This window comes from Bacillus paranthracis (assembly GCF_024296885.1).
Classification (GTDB): domain Bacteria; phylum Bacillota; class Bacilli; order Bacillales; family Bacillaceae_G; genus Bacillus_A; species Bacillus_A paranthracis.
Genome location: NZ_CP101135.1, coordinates 832,867 through 856,693, shown reverse-complemented (window position 1 = coordinate 856,693; position 23,827 = coordinate 832,867). Strand labels below are relative to the sequence as shown.

The window sequence follows — 23,827 nt, the reverse complement described above, 5'->3', positions numbered from 1 at the left end:
ACATGCTTGCTTCTGTTTATTTTCACATCGTATGCTTAAAAGTAAATAACTCTTCTTTCGACTGCACAACAGATTGTTCCTCTTCTGCAACATCCTTCTTTAGCTCTCCTCCTAACCTTACTTTCATCATCGCCTCTTCTATGCTTTTTACAATCATATTTCCTGAAAAAATAGTAAGTCCAAAAAATGTAATCGGAACGAGAGGGATCCACGGATTCACTGTTAATGACCTAAAGTATACTCCAATTAAACCTGACCATTCATGCGTATAAGATTCCACCTCTTTTATTTGTCCACCAAACATTACAGTCCCACCAAAGAACACTTCAAGTAATCCTAAGTGCAGTAAAATAGTAAGAGTCTGCGTAAACTGCTGAAGAAATACGAGTATAAACGTCATATAGAGGTGCGGAAAAAGATGTTTTATAACAATATGTCTTCTCGATCCACCTAATATGCGTGCGGCATCAACAAATTCTTCCGTTCGCAATTTACGAACTTCCTTCGCAACATACAGTGCAATAACTGGCATTACAAGCAGTACAAGTAATACCACTTGAAACGAAGCCCTTTCAAAAAAGGTTGTTGTCTCCTCTCCGCTTCCAAATGTATTTGCAGATTGAAGAAAAAAATACGCAATCATAACTGTCGGAATAACTGTAAAACTATCAAAGAAAGCCTCAATTTTTGAAAATCCTCTTTTTATATACGTTCCGAGTACGACACCGAAAAACACACCTATTACCATTCTAAGTGCCGCAATTAAAATAGATATACCAATCGTCCACTTCGCGCCCTCAATGACTAAATGTAACAGGTCATACCCTTTCCGGTCTGTCCCGAGTAAAAATTGTAATGAAGGTGGAAACGGTGGCACTTGTGGATTTTCATCCGCATCATATTGCAATGTAACTTGTCTAATATGTCCATCATTCCATAACGTATTTCCGATGCTCAAAAGAACTAATAGGAGAAGGAACCCAATACTTATCCAAAATCTTTTATCACGTTTTATATACGTCCACATATTATAATCTCTCCTTCATCGCAGCCGGAATGAGATAATGAAACAATTTAAATAAAATAAAAATCGGAATATATATAAGAAGCACACTAACAATGAAAACCTCAACTCTAATACCGAAATACGATTTCAAAAACATAAAAATACCACCCGTATTAAAAATCCATTCTATAATATATAAATTAGATAACATAAAAAAGATATTCGTTTTCGCAAAGAATAATGTACTAAGCAACACATTTCGTAAAATATGGCGATTTAAAATATGAAAGCGCCCCAGCCCTTTCGCCTTAGCAAATAGTACATAATCTTTTTCTAGTTCATTTTCAAAACGAAGCACGATCATTTTTACAAACATAATCGTAGTCGGGATGCTCAAACACAATATTGGCAACCCCCTAATCGACTCGCCTCCAATTGAAGCAATTTGAAAAGGTAAAAAACCTGTTTGTTTAAAAAACCATACAACTAAAATTTGTGATACTAAAATAAGAAGGATATCTGGAATGGATTCTAGGAAGATAAGAAATGATTTAATTCGATGTTGTATACGCGGTGAACTACTCATAATTACATAAACAATACAAAATGCTACAAATAATGAAATGAAAAAAGCAGCTAAAAATATAATAATTGTTTCTTTATAATGGACAAACAACTGTGGAAATAAAAATTTATCTCCCACATATTTTAAATTGGAGATGTCCATTAAATTCACAAACACTTCTTGTAAACTCTTTATGTACTGTGATGCATGCAGCTCAAATCCATAAAATAGTTTCGGCAATGTCCCTAAACAAATAATACCCAAAATCGAAATAAGAAATTGAATCGTCACTTCCATCCCATTCAAAAATACTTTTTTGACCATTTTCGCCCTTCTCTCTTTATAATTTACTCCTCAATTTTATTCTCAATTTTCTGAATTGTAAATATTTATTATATATAAAATCGCTAGGTTATGACCCTAACGATTCTTTGTGTAACTGTTCTTCTCTTTTCGCAAATGGCATATATAAAATAAAACATCCAATAAGCGCTGCGAGTTCTAATGAAATAATATAATAAGGATGTGGTCCTAACATATCAAGTAATGAAGCTGTTTCTGGCTTATGAGCTAAAAACATATAATTACCACCTGTTTTGTAATTTACAAACGAAACAATCGGAATCAATATGTTTAAAAATATCATTGTGCGTTTAATAGATTGTACTGTCGGACGATATCCTTCCACCCAAGTCATAAAGAGTGGCGCCCAAATGAGCAATATATGCGCGATAAAATATTCAATGAACCGAAAATGCGGAAAAGCATACTGCAAGTTTGGCGTTAAGATGGCTTGTGATGCACCAATAATTCCTGTAAAAAATACAATCTCATATATACGGTAACTTTTCGTTATGATCATAATTGACGCTAACAACAAACTAATCGTACATAACTCAAACGGTAATGAAGTGGCTAGCTCAAAAATCCCTGCTTTCCACTCCCACATATGAAGTCCAATTTCACTCCCTATAAATAGAAATGCAATCGCATATCGAACCGTTATATTCCACTCATTTTGACGTAATACATCTTGGTATTGATATAAAAAAACGATTCCCACCAACAGAATAAATAATATAATGGCATGTTGCCTTGAGTAGGGAATAAACGGTTTTAATGGATGCGCACTAAAATAAGCTTCCATCTTCCTTCCTCCTCTCCTTCATACAATATTATTGTAAGAAAAAAAACACGCGTCAATTCATTTGCTTACACTGGGACAAGCTCTACCTTACATTTACATATTCATACCTTACAAAACTGTAAGGTTATTGTAAGCTAAAACGATTTGTCAGATTCTTTACCTCTTCTATACTTAATGTAGATACTAAAACGAACGAAAAGGTGATAAATAGATGAAGAAGAAAAATAAAGTGTTAATTACTAGTGTAGTAGCAATCGGAATTGCAGCTGGATCATACTTTGCATTTGCTGGCGGCGGTTCAGAAGTAGCAATGGCATATAGCGGATATAAAGTAACCGAAAAACAAATCCAAAACGCGCAAAAATTTGGCGGTGAAGTCATTCCAAACGGAATTGAAACAATTTCATTTGATCCAACAAAAGGTACGTATGAATTAGCTGTAAAAAAAGGTGATGAAGTGAAAAAAGGGCAACTCCTTTTTAAATATAATGACCCTACTGCGAAACAAGGTGTAACAGAAGCAGAAATGCAAAAGAAAATCGCACAAAAAGAAGTAACATTGTTCCAAAAGCAAATTGATGCTGCGAAACAAAAATTACAAAAAGATAAAAATGCAGGCCTTCCTGCTGAAGCATTAAAAGCATCTGAAATTGAAGTACAACAATTAGAATCACAGCTTGAAATGAAAAAGTTTGAAGTTGAAAAATCTGATGAAATGATTAAAGCTGCAAAAGAGAAAGTAAATACACTTTCTGTAACGAGCCCTGCTGATGGCGTAATTGATGATATCGTAAAAATCGCTGATGAAAAAACAGGTATGAGCGGTATTACACTTCGTCACGCTGGTCCATTTAAAGTAAAAGGTCAACTTTCTGAATATGAGCTTGCTAGTATGAAAGTTGGGCAAGAAGTAACTGTTTCCTCAAAAACGGTCGCTGGTAAGACTTGGACAGGAAAAGTAACAGAAATCAGTTCTACACCATTAAAGAGCATGGACGAAAATAAAACTGTTTCTAACTATCAATTCACTGTCACTTTAGATAATAGTGAAGAATTACAAAACGGCTTCCACGTTTACGTAACAAGTAAATCTGGCGAAGCAACTGGTACAATTGTTCCGAAAAGCAGCATCGTGAAAAAAGGTGACAAAAATGTTGTATTCATTGTAAAAGATGGTAAAGCGAAAGAACAAGCAGTTACTGTTGAATTCGAGACTGATAGCGAAGCAAAAGTTTCTGGAGTGAAAAAAGGAGAACAAATTATCTCTAAACCTGAAAAAGACTTAAAAGATGGTATGGAGGTTGTCGTTGAATGATTAACTTAAAAGGCATCACGAAATCCTTCCAAAATGGTGCAGAATCTGTTCAAATATTACACGGAATTGACGTAACACTGAACCAAGGAGAATTCACTTCGATTATGGGACCTTCTGGTTCTGGTAAATCAACTTTAATGAATATTATCGGTTGTTTAGATAAACCAACGACAGGTACGTACGAACTAGCTGGGCAAAATATTTCAAACATGTCTGAAACAGAACTGGCACGCGTTCGTAATAAGGAAATCGGATTCGTATTCCAAAACTTTATGTTATTACCGAGACTTACAGCACTTCAAAATGTAGAGCTACCTCTTATTTACGCTGGAGTTGATAAAAAAGAAAGACGTGAGCGCTCATTAGCTGCTTTAACAAAAGTAGGTTTAGCTGATCGTGCTACTCACTTACCGAACGAATTATCAGGTGGACAAAAACAGCGTGTCGCTGTTGCACGTGCAATCGTAAATAATCCAAAGTTCATTTTAGCCGATGAACCGACGGGGGCACTTGATACGAAAACAAGTACACAAATTATGGACCTCTTTTACGAATTAAACAAACAAGGCTCAACAATCATTATGATTACCCATGATCGTGAAATCGGGGAAGCTGCAGCACGTCAAATTGTAATTCGTGACGGAAATATCGTCCAAGATTGGAGAGGTTAATTTTGAACACGAGTGAAAATATACGCATGGCCCTTTCCTCTATCTTTGCCCATAAGATGCGTTCTATCTTAACGATGCTAGGAATTATTATTGGGGTTAGTGCCATTATTACTATCATTTCAATGGGTGATGGTACAAACGCAAAGTTTAAAAAAGAGTTAGGCCAAGGGAAAGATAACGAAGTAACGATTTACTACAACAATCCTGACTATGGAACAGATAATGCCAAAATTACAGCTGATATGCTAAACCGACTGCAAACTGTACCAGGCGTTAAAGATGTATATCCAGATGTAAGTATGAAAGTAAAAGCATCTGCTGGTTCAAAAGATGTAAATCTTGATTTAAAAGGCGGAACAGGCGCCTTTATGACAGATTCGAAGATAAAATTAGTTCACGGTCGTGAATTAAACGACAGTGAGCTAAACCAAGCAATCCCTGCTGTTATATTAAATGAAGAAGCTTTCAACAAATTATTTAGTGGTTGGGAATCAAATCAATACGCAGATATAAAAGGAAAGCCGTATAAAATAGTCGGTGTATACGAAACGAAAAATGACTTTGGAATGCCTATGCCTGAGGGTTATACATCACTTGAAAACGCGCCTGTCATTTCAGGAGTAACTGAGTATGACTCTGTAAGATTAACAATGACCTCTCCGGCCGAACGTAAAAGTGTAGAAAAACAAGCCGTTTCTGTTTTAAACGAAATGAAAGCTCCTAAATTTGAGCACAAATTCGAAGCACAAGACTTAGGTGAATTTACGAAGCAATTAGATGAATCAATCGGTATGATGAAAATGGTATTCGGTGGTATTGCCGCTATCTCCTTACTTGTTGGTGGTATCGGTGTAATGAACATTATGCTTGTATCTGTAACAGAGCGTACACGTGAGATCGGTATTCGTAAAGCTCTTGGTGCAACGCGTGGTAAAGTATTAACACAATTCTTAATTGAATCTTGTATTTTAACAGGACTCGGTGGTTTCATCGGTTTCATGCTCGGTATCTTCTTCGCTTGGATCGTCTCCATCTTTGCTGGATGGCCACTCGTTGTCTCAAAAGAACTTGGACTTCTTGCAGTAGGTATCTCCATGTTAATCGGTATTATATTCGGTTTACTACCAGCTAACAAAGCTGCAAAACTGGATCCAATTGAATGTTTACGATATGAATAAACAAAAACGTAGGAGCTTACACTCCTACGTTTTTTATTTATCTATTTAATCGTGTTTCTTCTATTATATATGTTTCACGTTATCAACACCTTTCATTATTTCAACCTACTAAAGCTATTATAGAATCCTATTATTGTAAAAATACTATGTGCTAAATCAAAATCAAGGCGTAATTTTTTCCATACCTCGACTTATTTTGTAACAATTATAGCGATATTTTATTAAATTTCACCTCATTTTTATTTCTCCACAACTAAAATAGTTATTTTTACATAACTACTTTTCTGTTCCGACAGCAAAATACGCCATTTTTGTAATGATTACGAAACGATTACGTAACACTATAGAAATACTATTAACCTATCAGAAATTGAAATACTACCTTTTTTATGCATCATATGCTCTAACCTCCCCTAAAAACTATAAGAAAGCGCTTTTAGGATATTAATGGAATTATTACAGAATATTAATGACCCGTTACGAAAGCTTTGTAATTTTATGTTTTTCGCAAATAAGAAAATAATGGTTGCTATAATGAGGTCAACGAAAACAAATGCAATGGAGGCTATTATGAAAAAATTTATGGGTATAGCAACAGCAGCGGTTTTTGGTCTTGGGATTTTCACAACATCTGCTAAAGCAGAAACGTTTGTAACAACTGATGTACTAAATGTACGAGAAAACCCAACTACTGAATCAAAAGTTGTCGGAAAATTATTAGATGGATATAAAGTTAACGTTTTACATACAGAAAACGGATGGTCAAAAGTAAAATTGAATAGCGGTAAGGAAGCTTTCATTAGCGCTGACTACACAAAAGACACTTACTACGTAACAGCTAACGTATTAAACGTACGTGCTGGTGCAAACACAGACTCAGAGATTCTTGGGAAATTGAAACAAGATGACGTAATCGAAACAACACACCAAGTTGAAAATGGTTGGATCCAATTTGAATATAACGGAAAAACAGCTTACGTTCACGTTCCTTACTTAACAGGTAAAGCTCCAGTTAAAGTTCAACCAGTAGTTAAAGCTGAAAAAACAACTACAGTTCAAGATACAGCTAAAGCCGTGGCAACAACTAAAGCTCGTGAAGTAGCTGAAACGCAAGCAAAAGCTAAAGCGGAGGAAGCAACTAAAGCCCGCGAAGCAGCTGAAGCTCAAGCAGCGGCTAAAGCTCGTGAAGCAGCTAAGGCTCAAGAGACAGCTAAAGCTCAGGCAGAAGCTAAAGCTCAAGAAGCAGCTGAAGCTCAAGCAGAAGCTAAGGCTCAAGAAGCAGCTAAAGCTCGTGAAGCAGCTCAAGCTCAAGCAGTAGCTGAAGCTCAAGCAGCGGCTAAAGCTCAAGAGGCAGCTAAAGCTCGTGAAGCAGCTAAAGCTCAAGAAGCAGCTGAAGCTCGTGAAGCAGCTCAAGCAGTAGCTGAAGCTCAAGCAGAAGCTAAGGCTCAAGAAGCAGCTAAAGCTCGTGAAGCGGCTAAAGCTCAAAAACCAGCTACACAACAACCTGTTGCAAAAGAAACTGAAACAAGTGCACCATCATCTTCTCGTGAGTTACGCGTTGTAGCAACAGCTTACACAGCAGATCCACTTGAAAATGGTTATAAAGCAGGCGACCAAGTAAAATCAGCTTTAGGTCACAACTTAACAGCTAATCCAAACATGAAACTAATCGCGGTTGATCCAAGTGTTATTCCATTAGGTTCAAAAGTATGGGTTGAAGGTTACGGAGTAGCAATCGCTGGTGATACTGGTGGAGCTATTAAAGGAAATAAAATCGATGTTTTAATGCCAGACAAAGGTACATCAAGTAACTGGGGACGTAAAACAGTTACAGTTAAAGTATTAAACTAGTTTGTAAAAAAAGAGTCAGTCTCATTGAGGCTGACTCTTTTTTTATGATTCTTACATTCTCTCTTTCTCGTAAGAAACGAAGAGCAATGATAATCTCTGATTCATCCGTAGGCTCTACTTCATTTTTACGTCTTCTAGCAACAATTTTATTCACACGTTCGCAAATTGGTCTCATTGCTATTTCGTCGCCATTCATATAACTAGCTCGAACAGCTTCATATTTCACCATCACATTTCTATCCTGTAAAGCTTCAATATAGACTATTTACAAGTCTGCTCCCCCTATTTTTGCTAACACCTCAATAACGGTTGAACGAATATAAGCACTATCTCTGTATAAAATCCTTGTTAATGGAAGAATCAATAGACTACCATTTCAACAGAAAAAAGAGGATGCCACAGCATCCTCTTTTTTCACTCCCCTATTCCACACAAGTAAACTGCGTCCAAGCTCCTACATAATCTAGTAAGAATAACTCTTCTTCTGTAATTGTACCGACAATATTTTTCCGTTCATCTATCGGCATTTCTTTTAGAATGATTTGTAGTTCGCCTTTATACTTACCAAATGAATTGTTTCCAATTACAACTTGCCCTCTTTCCTGTCGTACACTTTCGCGCACTGGGAAGTCATAGTCTTTGTACTTTTTACGCACTTCTGTAGAACGTACCATATATTCTGTTATGTCACCGCGTCTTACGTGTAATTCTTGCAGCGTAGCTCTCTTCTCTACTTCAGTCGCCTCGTCTACAAAGTTTACTTTTAGCTGTAACATGTAACGATTTAAGTTTCCTAGTTTCTCTAACTCTTCTTCACTCGCATAAGCATTTCCGATAATAACGTCATCAATAAGCCCTGTCGCCCATAAATGTTTCGCTTGTACTTCAATCGGTAAGTTACGATGCTCTTCTAATGTACATAATCCGTCGTTAATATCCCATGGGCCGATGTTAGCTGCATGTGACGTAATAAACGCTGCCGTGCGAATACCATGTTTTTTAAAGCGTTCACTACAGCGAATGAAATATTCGTATGGAAGTCCAGTAAATTTTTGCGGATAGAAGTTATGACAACCAATTAAAGCTGACTTATTTGCCTGATGCGAAAGAATATTTTCTAAGTACGCAATATCGTTACTTACGTTTAGCTCAATTTTTAAGCCGTACGGGTTATTCGTCATTTTCGCTTCAGTTAATCCGTCAAACCCTAAATCTAATCGAATACCGTCTGCACCTAACTCTGCGAAAAATGATAGATCGCTATAACTAATACCAAGCTGATCAAAGACAGCCGGAGCTACATCTAAAATAACTTCCATATTATTATCTTTCGCATGATGAATAATTTCTTTAAATTCAGCTACAATTTCTTCTTTCGGGCGATTCACAGACAATAGGCATGTGAATATTCTTGAAAAACCGTGGCGTGCCGCTGCCGAAATGTATGCCATATCTTTTTCTTTCGTTGAATGTTCTGGATAAAGTGAAATTCCTAATTTACGCTCCATGCTTTTGCATCTCCTTCACATGTTGTATTAATGCCATGCTCGTAAATCTATATTTTGCAGATAAACATGTTGCACATAAAATCGTTGGTACAATAATTACGTACGGTGATTGTAAGCTTAGCATTACATAGGCACCCATTGAACTACCGATAAATACAATTGATACTAGTAGTAAAACTAATAAAGATTTGCTTTGTACCCATTTTGAATAATGTGCAATACACTGCCCCGCTACAAATGTAATTAAGATGATAATTGCTCCGAGCATTTTTCTTTCTCCTCTCCTGCTAATTGTTGTTTCTCATACATTTTGAAGAACGGATAGTAAATAACGAATGAGATAACAAAGTTAACAAGTACAAGTACACCAGCCATAATTGTCCAGTCCGTACTAATAATCGCTGCAATTGGTGCTAACATCGTAAATGGCAATTTCGCCATCATCATCGGAATCATACCTGAAACAACTGCGAAATATGATACTGTCGTTGTCACTAACGGTGTAATAACGAACGGAATAATTAAGATTGGGTTCATTACAATTGGTGCCCCGAAAATAATTGGTTCGTTAATATTGAATAAGCCTGGCACAAATGATAATCTACCTAACTCTTTTAAGAACTTAGATTTAGAGAACATAAACATAATTACTAAAGCTAACGTTGAGCCTGATCCATCAATCCATACGAACCATTGAATAAATTGCTCTGTAAATAAGTTGGGTAATTGATGTGCATTTCCTGTAGCTGTGAATACTTCCATATTTTCAAGAATTGCAGAATCCCACATTGGACGAATGATCGGTCCTAAAATCGCAGGGCCATGTATACCGAATGACCAGAAGAATACGATTAAGAATACTGTTAATAAACCGCCGAATAAATTATTTCCTACTAATATTGATTTTAGTGGTGCGATTAAATATGTGATTGTTGTATTTACATCAAATTTCAAACCGTAGCGAATGCCCCAGAATAAAAGAATAACTGCTAACGTTGGAATTAATGCTGCAAACGAATTTGAAACTGCTGGTGGTACACTATCTGGTAATTTAATTGAGATATTATGCTTAATCATAAAGTGATAAATTTCTACTGCAATTAAAGCTGTAACAATTGCGCCGAATAAAGATGTTGCACTTAATGTTCCTACTGAAATATATCTACCTGCATCAATAACACCTGGTACGGCTTTCGTAATTTGAATGGGTTCAACCGATGCTAGTAAAAAGGCGAGTACAGATAATAACCCTGCACTTAACTGATTGAGCTGATAAAAATTCGCGAGCGAAGCGCCTACCCCAAATGCTGCGTATAACGCCATTAAACCTACCGTAAACCGGAATGGAATATCTAAAATATGGCGAAACGGTGCAATCCATTCCATATATGCATCAATTGGTAAGTTTAAAAAGATAACGAAAAATGATCCGACAATCGTTAACGGTAATGTAGAAATAACCCCGTTTCGAATTGCTAATAAATGTCGCTGTCCGGCAATCTTTTGTGTTGTTGGCATAATCTTTTGTTCCATAAAACTCATAAAACCATTCATCAAAACCCCTCCTCTTTCTCTTTTCTATGAAAGAATGAAATAAAGTTATAACATTATAATGTTTATATTTAAAAAAATATAATTATGCTAAAACTAATTGTTCTGCTTGTTTCAATACTTTCAAACCATCACACATGCCATAATCTCGTTGGTCTATAATCGCAACTGGTATATTGTATGAATTTGCAAGAAACTCTACGGCTGGAAATAAATATTTCACTTGCGGACCAATTAAAACAACATCAGCATTTTTTATTTCCAGTTTCACAAGTTCTGAATCAACTGCTTTAATTTTATAATCCTTCCCTTGTTTCATTGCCTCTTCTTGCATTTTTCTTACAACCATACTCGTTGACATGCCTGCTGCACAACATAATAAAATGTACATCTTATACTGTCACTTTCTCTTCTATTCGTTTATGAAGAGTGATAAATTCTTCAGCAAGTTCTTTCACTGTAATTGCATTCATTAAATGATCTTGTGCATGCACTAACAGTAAACTGATTTCTGCATGATTTCCTCCTGCTTCTTCTTGAATTAAGTCTGTTTGAATACGATGAGCTGCTGAAATTTCTTCCCTAGCAAGTTTCATCTTTTCACTCGCATTCTCAAAATCTCCTTGTCTTGCAAAAGCAATTGCTTCAAGTGACGCGCTTCTCGCGTTGCCACCATGTAAAATTAACGCAAATGGAGTTTGCATATCAGTCATTTTAAATTCCCCCAAGCCATCTTTTTTCTATATTGTTATCTTATTATGAAAACGCATACAATTAAACATAAAAAACTTCCGTTGTGTAACGGAAGTTTTTATATACTTCTCTTATAACGATAATAATATCTCTTGAAAATCTTCAACCACTTCAGCCTGAGCTAATTTCTCTATCGTATTTTGATTAGACATAATATCATATAAAAAATCATAAAGCTTTTGTAAATCTTCATTATTATTGCGCTTTACACTAAATAAAATAATAACTTGTACTTTCTTATCTCCCCAGTCAACCGCTTTATTAAGTGTACAAAACATCAAAAATGTTTTCTCACTTAATAACTGCATCGGATGTGGAATCGCAACTAAATTCCCAACCGCTGTAGGGGATGTATTCTCTCTTTCCATAACAGAGTCATAAAAGTGTTCTGGTACATAGTTTTTCTCAGCAGCTTTCTCACATAAAAATTGGATAACCTCTTCCTTCGTAGAAGCATTGTGATTTAAAAAGATTAAATCTTCCTTCATATATTGCTGTACACTAGTATTCACATGCGTAAATAACTGCTGACCAATTGACTTAATCTCTTTATCATCAAATATTGAGTTTACTTTTATAACAGGCACAGGTAAACCACTTGGTATATGAATCGTACTAATAATACAATCTATTTTATCTTTATAAAGGTCTTCTACTTTCAATTGATAATAACCGGTAATTCCCACAATCTCTAATTTATCTCGGAACTGTGATAGAATTTTATATTTCAATAGTTGGGCACTTCCTTGACCAGTTGCACAAACTAATAAACATCTTTTCTTTTGATTCTGTTCCTGTAAACGGCTCATCGCTCCGCCGAAGTGAATCGCAATATAACCAATTTCACTTTCCGGAATCGATTCTCCCGTATATTCACCAATTATATCTCCAACGAGAACCGCAATTTCAAAAGCATACGGATAATTCTTTTTCACTTCTGCCAAAAGAGGATTTCTCGTATTTAACTTATACTTCAAACGATTTAATAACGTTTTTAAATGAACACCAAACCCAAATAATAATTCTTCATCATAATAAAAAATAAGATTCCGTTCTTCCGCTACTTTAAAAAGAATATGTTGCATGAATGCATATAGATCTTTTCCTAATAGTTCTTCCACATTTTCATAACGATCTTTCGCTGTAACAGCAGTACTTAATAAATGCATCGTCACATATAAAACTTCTTCTTCTGGAAATGAAAGATGCAACTCTTTCTCTAAATCCCCTACAATCTGTTTCGCAATTGTGTATTCTTTCTTTATTATAAGTTCAGCTTGCTCTACATGTAGTCCTTTCATATAATGTTGATCTTCACAACGCTTTAATGCAATTGCAATATGAATGACTAAATTATCAATTTCTATATCTGATAAGTATATCGTTCCTCCTTCGATATACTTTAATATAATCGAACGGATAAGCGGTATATGAGGTAGCGATAAGTATGTATCATTCTGCTCAAATTGCTCATGAAACGGAGTATGGTCATAACGCGGTAAACCATATTGTGATAAACAAGAACGAATATGAAACTCCTCTCCGACAATACGTATACCATAATACGGTCTCTTTTCAATTTGTAATTGATAGCGACCACATATATCTGTCACATCTTTCATAATTAAATTTACAGTCGATTTACTTACATAAATCTCCTCTGCTAACTGTGAAAGCTTCACATACCCATCTGTCGTTAAAATACGTTGTAGAATGTAAGCTATCCTTTCTTCGTAAGAAGTTGGGATCTTTTCCGTCTGTTTTTGAAATAGACTCACGCAAAACTCTTCAAACTTCTTCGCTTGTATAATTTCTAGTTCGTATCCAGTCCCTCTTTGCGATTCAATTTTCGCTCCATTTTCTTCCAATATATCATTTAATAATTTTATATCTTTTTGAATCGTCTTCGTTGATACATGTAAACGGCTCGCTAAAAAAGCTCGATTTAACATCGATTTCTCTTCTAAAAACTCCTCTAAAATAGAAACTAATCGCTGATGCACCTTTGTCATAGCTCTTCCTCTCGCAATTTATATATAAAAAGGAAAAAGCTGCTGAAATCAGTAGTTTTTCCCTTTTATTTTATCTATTTCTTTAATGTAAATCCGAATTTATCCCATGCTTGCAAATAATCTAATAAGAAAATCTCTTCTTCTACAATTCGACCAACTACATTTGTTTTTCCTGTATTCACCATATCTTTTAATGCAATTTGCAATTCACCTTTATATTGGCCATATTGCTCATTATCAATTAGAAGATCGCCGCGCTTAATTTCACGTGTATGATGAGGTTTAAACTCTTCTTTTTTATATTTCACACGGCTTTGTGTAGAGCGAATCATATATTCAGATACATCCCCGCGATAAAAATGAGGTTCGTCTAATACGATAATTTTTTCTAGTTCTGTCGTTGTATCATATAACTCTATATCAAATGTTTGTTTCTCTTTATTTAATGCACCTAGTGCTTGTAATTCTACTTCTGATGCATAAGCATTCGCAATAATAACATCATCAATTAATTCTGTTGCAAATAAATGCTTCGCTTGTGTTGTCATTGGTAATTCACGATGCTGCTCTAACGTACATAATCCTTCTGTTACTGGCCAAGGTCCATATGTTGCATCAAATGATGAAATAAAAGCAGCCGTTCTCATACCGTAATCTTTAAATTGTTTCGAGCATTTAATGAAATGATCGTATGATAACCCTGAATAACGATGCGGATAAAAATTATGACAACCAATTAAATTTTCACGATTTGGTCTATGACTCATAATGTTATCTACATACTTCGTACCATTGCTCATATTAATCTCAATTTTCAAACCATACGGATTATAAGTCATAATTGATTCTTCTAATCCTGAAAAACCAACATCTAAACGAATACCGTACGCACCCAATTCATGGAAGAATGATAAATCATTATACGAAATACCTAATTGTTCAAAAACAGATGGACTAATATCCACTAATACTTGGAACCCTAATGCATTCGCATGAGAAATCGTTTCTTTAAACTCTTCTATAATTTTCTCTTTTTCACCATCTACAGATAATAAACATGTAAATACACGAGTAAATCCGTATTTACTTGCTAATGTTAAATACTCTTTATCTTTCTCTACTGTTGAATGTTCTGGATAAATAGAAATACCTAATCGTCTCATATGTACACGCCTCTTTCTTCATCATATTGTAAACCTTTTCAAATATATGTAGCGAAAAAGTATATATCCCCTTCTCATTCACTACTTTTTGAATCCGCTTTCTTTAAAGAAAAAACAATTTCTATCATTCATAACAACTACCAGTCTATACATCTATACTTTACATCTTTTTTTCATAGTTGTGTAGTCTTTCCACAAATTTGTCAGTTTTTTACCTCGAAAATTGTTGTACGTTTTCAAGGCACCTTCCTTGACTGTTTCATTGGCCAATACATATACTCGAAAGAAAAGAGAAATTTTTATATAGGGGATGAATATATGGGAGAAGCAATACTCGTAAAACGAGAACCGTTATGGACGAAAGAATTTGTTGCGCTAATTCTAGCAAACTTATGTATGTTTTTAGGATTTCAAATGTTAATTCCGACTTTACCTGTTTATGTGAAAGAAATTGGAGGTACAAGTTCCAATATTGGATTTGTTGTCGGTATGTTTACTGTTGCGGCACTTTTTGTTAGACCGCTAACTGGAAATGCCTTGCAAAAATTCAGCAAAAAAATCATTTTAATGATCGGTACTGCTATTTGTTTACTCGCTATGGGTAGTTATCTTTTCGCTTCAACTGTTTTCCTATTGCTTGCCGTTCGAATTTTACACGGAGCTGGTTTTGGTATTACAACGACTACATATGGAACTGTCGTTTCAGATTTAATTCCGCAAGCTCGCCGCGGTGAAGGCATGGGATATTTCGGTCTTTCTGGAACGATTGCAATGGCGCTCGGTCCACTTATCGGACTTTGGCTTATGCAAACATATAACTTCACGATTCTTTTTTTATGTGCACTTTCCTGTACAATTGTTTCATTAATATTAACGAAACTACTTCAAATCAAAAAATCGCCGCAATCACCACAGCAAACATCTGGTACCTTCCTTGATGGATTTATTGAACGTAAAGCTTTACTTCCTTCATTATTAATATTATGTATTACATTAATGTACGGGGGAATCGGAAGCTTTATTACGTTATTTGCTACGGAAGTCGGCATTGCTGATATAAGCCTCTTCTTCTTATTTAATGCACTTGCAATCGCTGTTACTCGTCCATTTTCCGGAAAGTTATATGATGCGAAAGGTCATTCCTTCGTAATTATTCCAGGAGTTATTATTACGTTTACAGGGATTATTTTATTGTCGTATACAACTACCATTCCAAGCTTAATTATTGCAGCAGCATGCTACGGAAGTGGTTTCGGAGCGATTCAACCTGCACTACAAGCGTGGATGATTGACCGAGTAGCACCGCACCGACGAGGAGTCGCAACAGCTACATTCTTCTCAGCATTTGACCTTGGAATTGGTGCTGGCGCGATTATTTTTGGATTCATTGCACATTTTACAAACTACGCAACTGTATATCGTTATTCCTCTCTATTACTTATTGCTTTCCTATTCATTTACATCACAAGTGTAAGAAGACAAAAGCATGGAAATAAAAACACAGAAAAAGCTGCTGGATAATTCCAGTGGCTTTTTTATCTTATTTTTGATGTTATAAAATTACATGCATTTTCCTACATATTTTTTAAATTTTCATCAAAAAATATACGATGAACTCGCAGACGCTTTCCTTGATATTCAACCGAACAATACTATTCTAAAAAGTGTGATTTCTTTACAAAATTAAGATTTATATAAGATGAAAACCAATAAAATACAGCTGTTTCTTTAAGTGATTGTAAACTTTTCTTCTCTTTGTAAATTTAGTGTAAATTTTACTAGCAAACCGTTTACACTGCCTCACGGTTCAGTTAATAATTACATCGTACATGAAATTTAAGGAGTGGAATGCGTGGAATATAATGTTCAAGATATGATCTTCCAGTTCATTGGTGGATTAGGTATTTTCTTATTCGGGATTAAATACATGGGCGATGGACTGCAACAAGCAGCTGGAGATCGTCTTCGCGATATTCTAGATCGTTTTACAACAAACCCACTGATGGGTGTACTAGCAGGTATGTTAGTTACTGTATTAATCCAATCAAGTTCAGGAACAACCGCTTTAACAGTCGGTCTTGTAAGTGCCGGATTTATGACATTAAGACAAGCAATTGGTGTTATTATGGGTGCGAACATCGGTACGACAGTTACTGCATTTATTATCGGAATTAAAATCGGAGAATATGCTCTTCCAATTATGGCAGTTGGAGCTATCTTACTATTCTTCTTTAAAAATAAAAAAGTACATTCTTTAGGTCAAGTTATATTCGGTTTTGGTATGTTATTCTTCGGTTTAGAACTAATGAGCACAGGTATGAAGCCTCTTCGCTCTTTAGAATCATTCCAAGAATTAACGGTTAGCATGAGTGATAATCCAATTTTAGGTATTGTTGTTGGTACAGTCTTCACTTTAATTGTACAAAGCTCAAGTGCAACAATCGGTATTTTACAAGAACTATTCGGTCAAGGTGCAATCGATTTACAAGCTGCCCTTCCTGTATTGTTTGGTGATAACATCGGTACAACAATTACAGCTGTATTAGCAGCAATCGGTACTTCAATTGCTGCAAGACGCGCAGCATTAGTTCACGTTATCTTTAATATTGTCGGTACAATCATCTTTACAATTTTATTAATACCTTTTACAAATTTAATTCAATACTTCCAAACGTCATTAAACTTAAATCCAGAGATGACAATTGCATTTGCACACGGAACATTTAACGTAACGAATACAATTATTCAGTTCCCATTCATCGCTGTATTAGCATGGATTGTAACGAAAATTATTCGCGGGGAAGATGCTGCTATTGATTTCAAACCGCAACATTTAAATCCAATCTTTATTGAACAATCTCCAGCTATTGCTTTAACTGAAGCACAAAAAGAGATTATTCGTATGGCTGAGTTTTCATTACATGGATTAAAAGAAGCAAACCAATTTTTAAACACACAAGATAAAAAACACGCTGACATGGCTACTCAATTAGAAGGAGCTATTAACAATTTAGATAAAAAAATTACCGAGTATTTAGTTTTACTATCAGAAAAACCACTTTCACCGACAGACTCTGAGAAGCATTCAGTTCTAGCAGGTGTTGTTGGAGATATTGAACGTGTCGGTGATCATGTAGAAAACCTTGTAGAACTTGTTGATTTCCAAATTTCAAACCGTGTTTCCCTATCAAACGAAGCATTAGCTGAATTAAATGAAATGCTTGAGTTAACGATTTCAACATTACAAGACGCAGTTGAAGCTTTAACAAACTTCGATACTGAACTAGCTCAAACAGTTATTGCAAAAGAACGTAAAATCGATCAAATGGAACGTGTTCTTCGTAAACGTCACGTATTACGTCTGAATGAACGTAGCTGTTCAGGTGATGCAAGTATCATCTTCGTTGATATGGTAAGTAACTTAGAGCGCATTGGCGATCACGCTGTAAATATCGCTGATGGTGTTTTAGGTGAACAAGGTAAAGTCAATTTAAAACAATCATTATAATAAGAAAGAGACGCTAACATGAGCGTCTCTTTTTTCATTTCATATTTACAACCGTTCTACCTTTTAACTTTCCTTGCAATATAAGTGTAAACTTCTCATCTAATTCTTCTAATGTACATTCTTCTGTATAAGATAGTAACTCTTTGTTTTCCCATTCATTTGCTAGGAGCGTCCATACATCTCTTCTCACATCTACTGGGCACTGTACAGAATCTACTCCTAACAGGCTTATGCCTCGCAAAATAAACGGATATACCGTTGTTTGTAATTCATGGCCTGCCACATTACCGCATGTCGTTATGCACCCGCCATACTTTACCGTTTTTAAAACTGTTTCTAACATATGCCCACCTACAGTATCGATAACTCCGGCGTATATTCCTTTAAGCATTGGTCTTCCTGATTCATCATTCAATTCTGCGCGATGAATCACCTTTTTCGCTCCTAGACGTAGTAGCATCTGTTCCTCTTCCATTTTTCCTGTCGCTCCTACTACGCTAAACCCTAACTTACTTAAAATACTAACAGCTACACTTCCTACGCCGCCTGTAGCACCCGTTACTAAAACATCGCCCATACTAGGCGTTACCCCTGCTCTAATAAGCTTATATACTGATAAAGCGGCTGTAAAACCTGCCGTCCCGTACATCATACTTTCCTTTAATGACATTCCCTCTGGTAAAGGGACAATCCAAGATGCCGGCACGCGAATATATTCTCCGAAACCACCAGAAGTATTCATCCCTAAATCATATCCCGTTACAATGACTTGATCTCCCGCCTTAATGGTAGCATCTTTACTACTCACAACCACTCCTGCTGCATCAATTCCTGGCGTATGAGGATATGTTCTCGTAACACCTTTATTACCAGTGGCTGAAAGAGCGTCTTTATAATTTAGTGAAGAATAATGAACCTGTATGAATACGTCCCCTTCAGGTAAACTACTTACTTCTCTCGCTACAACGTTTCTTACAAACCGCTTACTTTCTGTTTCGTTCACAACAATTGCTCGGAATGATGTATGATTCATTATGCTCTCTCCTTTATCCGTAAATTTCTTCTTTATTATATAGAAGAAATAAGTAAACCTACTCGTTTCTTCTTGGCTATATTTCAACAAATCTTACTTCTCTATCACTTTCTCACAATACATATTTTCATTTCTACTAAAACAACTTATACTTATTCTACATCTAAAAAATATAATATAGAATATCTGACTTTTTATAAATATATTGAATTTTTACGAAATGTAAATGTTTTGTAATGTTTTTTTTCGTCAAATTTCATTATAATAAGTGGATATGAGTGTCGTATTTCAATCCAAATGAAGGAGTACAGGAAATGGAGCAAAACCCATCTTTGCAAGAAAATACACGCAGTAACCCGAAAAAAAATAAGAAAAAAATAAAAGTTATTATAAGCGCTATACTATTCGTTTTATTAATAGGCGGCGGTTATACTTGGTTTTTAGTAAATAAAGCATCTTCTGCTGTTCGAAATGCCGCACATGATTTAGCGCGCGGTGATAAATCTGATTTACGTGATAGAGTTGTAAAACCTATTACAAACAATGTCTCTGTCTTAGTAATGGGTGTTGATGAAAGCGATGTCCGAGGAAAAGAATATGGTGAAGCTATTAGAACAGATGCGCTGTTGCTTGCAACGTTTAATAAAGATAGCAAAACTGTAAAACTATTAAGTATCCCACGTGACACATATACTTATATTCCAATAGAAAAGAAAAAAGATAAAATTACACACGCTCATGCATTCGGTTCTGCTAAAAATGGAAAAAATGGTGGACCACAAGCAAGCATTGATGCAGTTGAAAAATTAATGAATGTTCCTGTCGATTATTTTGTGAAATTTAACTTTAAATCATTTATAAAAATCGTCGATGACTTGGGCGGTATTGAAGTTGATGTACCAGTTGAATTTACTGAGCAAGATAGCAATGATAATGCAGAGGCAATTCACCTAGAAAAAGGTGTTCAAAAGTTAAATGGCGAAGAAGCTCTTGCTCTTGCTAGGACAAGACACATCGATAGTGATGCAATGCGTGGACAACGTCAACAACTCGTTATCGAGGCTATTTTAAAGAAACTAACAAGTGTTGGTTCTGTAACAAAAGTTGGCAACATCATTGATGATATTAACGGACAATTCGTTACAAACTTAACATTTGATGATATGCTTTCATTCTATAAGTACGGATCGGATTCAGAAATCGAGAAATTACAAATTCAAGGTGACGACTGCTATATGGAAAAAGGTGACGATACATGTAGCAAATCCGCTGGTGGCGGCCGAACGTATTACTACAATCCAGATAAAAAAGAATTAGCAAAGGTTACAAACGATCTTCGTACTCATCTTGGATTACCTGCATATACAAAAACAGACTCTGATTCGAAAAAAACAAGTACAGAGAAAACAAAAGAATCTAAGTCTGAAAATACAAGTGAACGCGAATCAAGTAACAATGAAATAAAAAATAAAAATAGCAATGAAGATACAGAAACATCGTCTAACGACAATGAATAATAAAGAAGCAGTTCTCTATGGAGGTAGAGTACTGCTTCTTTTTATTCCGTCACAATTAAAAATCAGAACTTTCTAACTATCTTTTTTAATATTTTTAAATTATAATAAATAGTAGCAATCTATTCCAATTATCAGGGGGCTCATACATATGAAAGCTGCAGTAAAACATAACATCTCAGATTTTAAAGACTACTTAAAGTCAAACGATATATACATGGAAGAAAATATAGATGAAAATGATGGTTCTGTTCATTTTTCAGTAGGATTAGAGACAGAAGCTGGCGCAAAAATTCAACTTATCGCTGCTTTCCAAAACGAACATCCTACTGTAGATATATACTGCTTCAATGTTGCTCACGTACCTAATGAAGCAGCAACAAATGATGTTTTACATACCATTAATGAATTAAATACATCTTATCGATTTGCAAAATTCACATTAAACAAGCAAAATGCAATTGATATTTCAACATCTCTTGCATTCTCAGAGCCAAACTTTAATCCAGCACTTGTCTTTGAGCATACGAGAATGCTATATAAATTAGCAAATGACGAATATAAAAACTTAATGAAAGTGATTTGGGCATAAATAAAAGGATGGGCTGCAAGCAGCGCCATCCTTTTATTTCAATATCATATCAATCCACATCTTAATAGCTGTACCTACAATCAAAATCGATAACATATATTGCAGTGCTTTTTGATTGATCTTTTTCCCTACTCGCGCTCCAAGCGGCGCTGCAAAGATACTTGCAATCGCAATAATAAGAGCTGGAATTACAACTACTTGTCCAGTTATTACTTTTCCAGTTGTAATCCCTACTGAAGAAATAAACGTAATAGCGATAGATGTTGCTATCGTTGTACGTATCGGCAATTTTAAAATAACTAGCATAATCGGAACTAAAAGGAACGAACCTCCAGCACCTATAATGCCTGATGCTCCGCCTACAATAAATGCTAACAAACTTGCTATCCATTTATTATATTTCAATTCATCACCATTATTTCGTTTCGGTACGAACATCATAATAGCAGCAATTGTTGCTAACGCTGCATAAACAACATTGACCGTATGTTCCTCTAATGCATTAGCACCAAAACTACCTATGAAACTTCCTATTAATATACTAGCTCCCATATACACAACGAGCGTTTTATCCATATCATTACTTTTCCGATAAGCCCATGCCCCTGCGAAAGTTGCAAAGAATACTTGCACCGCTGTAATACCACTCACTTCATGTGCAGTATAGCCAGTAAATCCTAGCAATACCGGAATGTATAAGATCATCGGATAATTAATAATCGCACCGCCAATTCCAACCATTCCTGATATAAACGATCCTATAAACCCAATTATAAAAAGTAATACGACTAAACTCACCTTATATCCCCCGCCTTCTAAAAAGAAGGTGATTTAAATGAATAAATTCACATTCCCATCCGAAGCATCTGCTAAATAAGCTCCTACTCCTGCAAACTCTACTCCTTCCATAATCTCTTCCTCTTTTAACCCTAATAAATCTACTGTCATTTGACAAGCGACAAGTTTAATCCCCTGTTTTTTCGCCAAATCAATTAAATCTGGTAACGGCATCGCATTATGTTTTTTCATAATACCTTTAATCATCTTTGGTCCCATACCAGCAAAATTCATTTTAGATAATCCCATCTTATCAGCGCCGCGTGGCATCATCTTTCCAAACATTTTTTCTATGAAAGTTTTCTTTACCTCTACATGTTCATCTTTCCTTAAAGCATTTAATCCCCAGAAAGTATGAAAAATAGTTACCTCTTGATCATACGCCGCTGCACCATTTGCAATAATATAAGCAGCCATCGCTTTATCATAATCTCCGCTAAATAAAACGATTGTTGTTTTCTTCTGTTGTTCCATGTTGTTTTCCCTCCAATTACCTATAGGGGTATTTTTATTTTTATAAAAAATTGTTTCGCCCTATTCTACTTTACCTTCCCACGCTAACATACCACCTACCATATTGATCACTTGAAAACCGTAGCTCTCTAAAAATTGAACAGCTCGTGCACTTCTTCCGCCAGAACGACAAACGATAATATACTCTTTCTTTTTATCCAACTCATGCATACGAAACTCCAATAGTCCTAGTGGAATATTACACGCTTCTGGAATTTTCCCTGCAGCTACTTCTTCTACTTCACGTACGTCTACGATATTTACTGCTTCTTTACGTAACAATTTTTCTTCTAATTCTTTTGCTGTCATTTCTTTCATTTTACATTTCCTCCTCACAAACCATTCATACCGCCTGAAACATTGATAACGTGCTGAAATCCTAATTTTTTTAATACTTTTGCAGCCTGCTTACTTCTCATTCCACTTTGACAAAGAACAATAACTTCTTTCTGTTTATCTAATTGTTGCGCCTTATTAGCTAGTTCATTTAATGGGATATTCCGAAACCCTTTAATATTGTTCCCTCTATACTCACCAGCTGTTCGCACATCAATAAATTGTTTATTATTTTGTCCCATCATACGTTTTAATTCTTTTCCTGAAATGTTTTTTACTCCTCTAGCTGGTAAGAATCGAGAAATAATAAACCATGATACAAGTACAATTAAGATTATATTCAATATTGTCTTCACATCCATAAAGCTATTCAAACTCCTTCTATACTTTTTTCCTATCCAAATACATACTATAACTTTGAATATGGAACCCCTTCTTTCTTAAAAAGCGTATACTTAAATTCCGATCCACTTTATTATGAACAATAAGATGCAAAGGCTTATTTGGTATTTCATGATAATACCGTTTTAAATACGCATATGGTATACACATAATTCTAGAATTGTTATCACTGTCGCTCTCTGTATAATTTCGTACATCTACAATAACACTTTCAATTTTCCTTACTTGTTCTAACGAAATATATGCAACATTTAAAACGGGAATGTAACGTTTTACTAAACTTCCCAGCACCAATACTATTAGGGATATAACTATATAGAACATATATGATTATCCTCTTTACTTTCAATAATAAGCAGATGATTTGCTCCT

24 protein-coding genes and 1 pseudogene are annotated in these 23,827 nt (G+C 35.3%); 8 read left to right on the top strand and 17 right to left on the bottom strand.

Features of this window, described 5'->3' with window-relative positions; translation table 11 throughout:
- Nucleotides 1–22: 22 nt before the first annotated feature.
- The 3 genes from NLJ82_RS04350 to NLJ82_RS04340 form a co-directional block, all read right to left on the bottom strand.
- Nucleotides 23–1,027, bottom strand: coding sequence for an ABC transporter permease (locus tag NLJ82_RS04350; protein WP_000269961.1), 1,005 nt, complete (start codon nt 1,025–1,027; stop codon nt 23–25).
- Nucleotide 1,028: 1 nt separating this feature from the next.
- Entirely contained in the window at nt 1,029–1,895 is an 867-nt protein-coding gene (locus NLJ82_RS04345; protein WP_000239680.1) for an ABC transporter permease subunit, read from the bottom strand.
- Nucleotides 1,896–1,983: 88 nt separating this feature from the next.
- Nucleotides 1,984–2,718, bottom strand: coding sequence for a YwaF family protein (locus NLJ82_RS04340; protein WP_000388674.1), 735 nt, complete (start codon nt 2,716–2,718; stop codon nt 1,984–1,986).
- Nucleotides 2,719–2,929: 211 nt separating this feature from the next.
- On the opposite strand from NLJ82_RS04340, the gene NLJ82_RS04335 reads away from it, so the two are divergent.
- From NLJ82_RS04335 to entC, 4 genes are all read left to right on the top strand, one after another.
- A complete protein-coding gene (locus NLJ82_RS04335) occupies nt 2,930–4,033 on the top strand; it encodes an efflux RND transporter periplasmic adaptor subunit (protein ID WP_000728831.1) in 1,104 nt (367 codons plus the stop codon).
- The gene (locus NLJ82_RS04330; protein ID WP_000609103.1) at nt 4,030–4,704 is read left to right on the top strand and encodes an ABC transporter ATP-binding protein; all 675 of its coding nucleotides are present in this window, start codon (nt 4,030–4,032) and stop codon (nt 4,702–4,704) included. The genes NLJ82_RS04335 and NLJ82_RS04330 overlap by 4 nt, the downstream gene beginning before the upstream one ends.
- 26 nt (nt 4,705–4,730) lie before the next feature.
- Nucleotides 4,731–5,882, top strand: coding sequence for an ABC transporter permease (locus tag NLJ82_RS04325; RefSeq protein WP_012644216.1), 1,152 nt, complete (start codon nt 4,731–4,733; stop codon nt 5,880–5,882).
- Nucleotides 5,883–6,329: 447 nt separating this feature from the next.
- Nucleotides 6,330–7,733 (top strand): cell wall-binding protein EntC, encoded by a 1,404-nt coding sequence (gene entC / locus NLJ82_RS04320; protein ID WP_000421987.1) that lies wholly within the window; start codon nt 6,330–6,332, stop codon nt 7,731–7,733.
- Here the strand turns inward: entC and NLJ82_RS04315 are convergent.
- The 8 genes and pseudogenes from NLJ82_RS04315 to NLJ82_RS04280 all read right to left on the bottom strand — a co-directional run.
- Nucleotides 7,717–8,094: pseudogene (locus NLJ82_RS04315) on the bottom strand (HEAT repeat domain-containing protein); the annotation flags it as partial. The gene entC and the pseudogene NLJ82_RS04315 overlap by 17 nt on opposite strands.
- Nucleotides 8,095–8,155: 61 nt before the next feature.
- Nucleotides 8,156–9,241: a DUF871 domain-containing protein gene (locus tag NLJ82_RS04310; protein WP_000440039.1), complete on the bottom strand. Its 1,086-nt coding sequence runs from the start codon at nt 9,239–9,241 to the stop codon at nt 8,156–8,158.
- Entirely contained in the window at nt 9,231–9,509 is a 279-nt protein-coding gene (locus NLJ82_RS04305; protein WP_088047963.1) for a hypothetical protein, read from the bottom strand. The genes NLJ82_RS04310 and NLJ82_RS04305 overlap by 11 nt, the downstream gene beginning before the upstream one ends.
- On the bottom strand, nt 9,485–10,795 hold the full coding sequence (locus NLJ82_RS04300; RefSeq protein ID WP_001013050.1) for a PTS sugar transporter subunit IIC: 1,311 nt from the start codon (nt 10,793–10,795) through the stop codon (nt 9,485–9,487). Before NLJ82_RS04300 ends, NLJ82_RS04305 begins: the two co-directional genes overlap by 25 nt.
- Before the next feature lie 82 nt (nt 10,796–10,877).
- The gene (locus tag NLJ82_RS04295; RefSeq protein ID WP_000275647.1) at nt 10,878–11,183 is read right to left on the bottom strand and encodes a PTS sugar transporter subunit IIB; all 306 of its coding nucleotides are present in this window, start codon (nt 11,181–11,183) and stop codon (nt 10,878–10,880) included.
- Nucleotide 11,184: 1 nt separating this feature from the next.
- On the bottom strand, nt 11,185–11,505 hold the full coding sequence (locus tag NLJ82_RS04290) for a PTS lactose/cellobiose transporter subunit IIA (RefSeq protein WP_000131334.1): 321 nt from the start codon (nt 11,503–11,505) through the stop codon (nt 11,185–11,187).
- A gap of 111 nt (nt 11,506–11,616) precedes the next feature.
- The gene (locus NLJ82_RS04285; RefSeq protein ID WP_000169842.1) at nt 11,617–13,557 is read right to left on the bottom strand and encodes a BglG family transcription antiterminator; all 1,941 of its coding nucleotides are present in this window, start codon (nt 13,555–13,557) and stop codon (nt 11,617–11,619) included.
- A 74-nt stretch (nt 13,558–13,631) separates the two neighbouring features.
- On the bottom strand, nt 13,632–14,720 hold the full coding sequence (locus NLJ82_RS04280) for a DUF871 domain-containing protein (protein WP_001253352.1): 1,089 nt from the start codon (nt 14,718–14,720) through the stop codon (nt 13,632–13,634).
- Nucleotides 14,721–15,038: 318 nt separating this feature from the next.
- Between NLJ82_RS04280 and NLJ82_RS04275 the strand changes: the two genes are divergently transcribed.
- Nucleotides 15,039–16,241, top strand: a complete 1,203-nt coding sequence (locus NLJ82_RS04275; RefSeq protein WP_000503266.1) for an MFS transporter — start codon at nt 15,039–15,041, stop codon at nt 16,239–16,241.
- 331 nt (nt 16,242–16,572) lie between these two features.
- The gene (locus NLJ82_RS04270; protein WP_000456258.1) at nt 16,573–18,228 is read left to right on the top strand and encodes a Na/Pi cotransporter family protein; all 1,656 of its coding nucleotides are present in this window, start codon (nt 16,573–16,575) and stop codon (nt 18,226–18,228) included.
- Between the two features lie 34 nt (nt 18,229–18,262).
- Here the strand turns inward: NLJ82_RS04270 and NLJ82_RS04265 are convergent, their stop codons facing one another.
- Nucleotides 18,263–19,261 (bottom strand): YhdH/YhfP family quinone oxidoreductase, encoded by a 999-nt coding sequence (locus tag NLJ82_RS04265; protein WP_001016997.1) that lies wholly within the window; start codon nt 19,259–19,261, stop codon nt 18,263–18,265.
- A gap of 314 nt (nt 19,262–19,575) precedes the next feature.
- Here NLJ82_RS04265 and NLJ82_RS04260 point away from each other — a divergent pair, with 314 nt between their 5' ends.
- Nucleotides 19,576–20,778 (top strand): LCP family protein, encoded by a 1,203-nt coding sequence (locus tag NLJ82_RS04260; protein WP_000437433.1) that lies wholly within the window; start codon nt 19,576–19,578, stop codon nt 20,776–20,778.
- Nucleotides 20,779–20,926: 148 nt separating this feature from the next.
- On the top strand, nt 20,927–21,367 hold the full coding sequence (locus NLJ82_RS04255) for a YbjN domain-containing protein (protein WP_000642365.1): 441 nt from the start codon (nt 20,927–20,929) through the stop codon (nt 21,365–21,367).
- 33 nt (nt 21,368–21,400) lie between these two features.
- Here NLJ82_RS04255 and NLJ82_RS04250 read toward each other — a convergent pair whose 3' ends face one another.
- The 5 genes from NLJ82_RS04250 to NLJ82_RS28725 are packed head-to-tail and all read right to left on the bottom strand — an operon-like array spanning nt 21,401 to nt 23,779.
- A complete protein-coding gene (locus NLJ82_RS04250; protein WP_000060723.1) occupies nt 21,401–22,165 on the bottom strand; it encodes a sulfite exporter TauE/SafE family protein in 765 nt (254 codons plus the stop codon).
- Nucleotides 22,166–22,198: 33 nt separating this feature from the next.
- Nucleotides 22,199–22,678 carry a DsrE/DsrF/DrsH-like family protein gene (locus tag NLJ82_RS04245; RefSeq protein WP_000437720.1) on the bottom strand — a complete coding sequence of 160 codons (480 nt, stop codon included), beginning with the start codon at nt 22,676–22,678 and terminating at the stop codon, nt 22,199–22,201.
- A gap of 60 nt (nt 22,679–22,738) precedes the next feature.
- Nucleotides 22,739–23,035, bottom strand: coding sequence for a rhodanese-like domain-containing protein (locus NLJ82_RS04240; RefSeq protein ID WP_000661793.1), 297 nt, complete (start codon nt 23,033–23,035; stop codon nt 22,739–22,741).
- Nucleotides 23,036–23,049: 14 nt separating this feature from the next.
- Nucleotides 23,050–23,415, bottom strand: coding sequence for a rhodanese-like domain-containing protein (locus NLJ82_RS04235; protein WP_000382692.1), 366 nt, complete (start codon nt 23,413–23,415; stop codon nt 23,050–23,052).
- 19 nt (nt 23,416–23,434) lie between these two features.
- Entirely contained in the window at nt 23,435–23,779 is a 345-nt protein-coding gene (locus NLJ82_RS28725; RefSeq protein ID WP_000499415.1) for a hypothetical protein, read from the bottom strand.
- Nucleotides 23,780–23,827 lie beyond the last annotated feature (48 nt).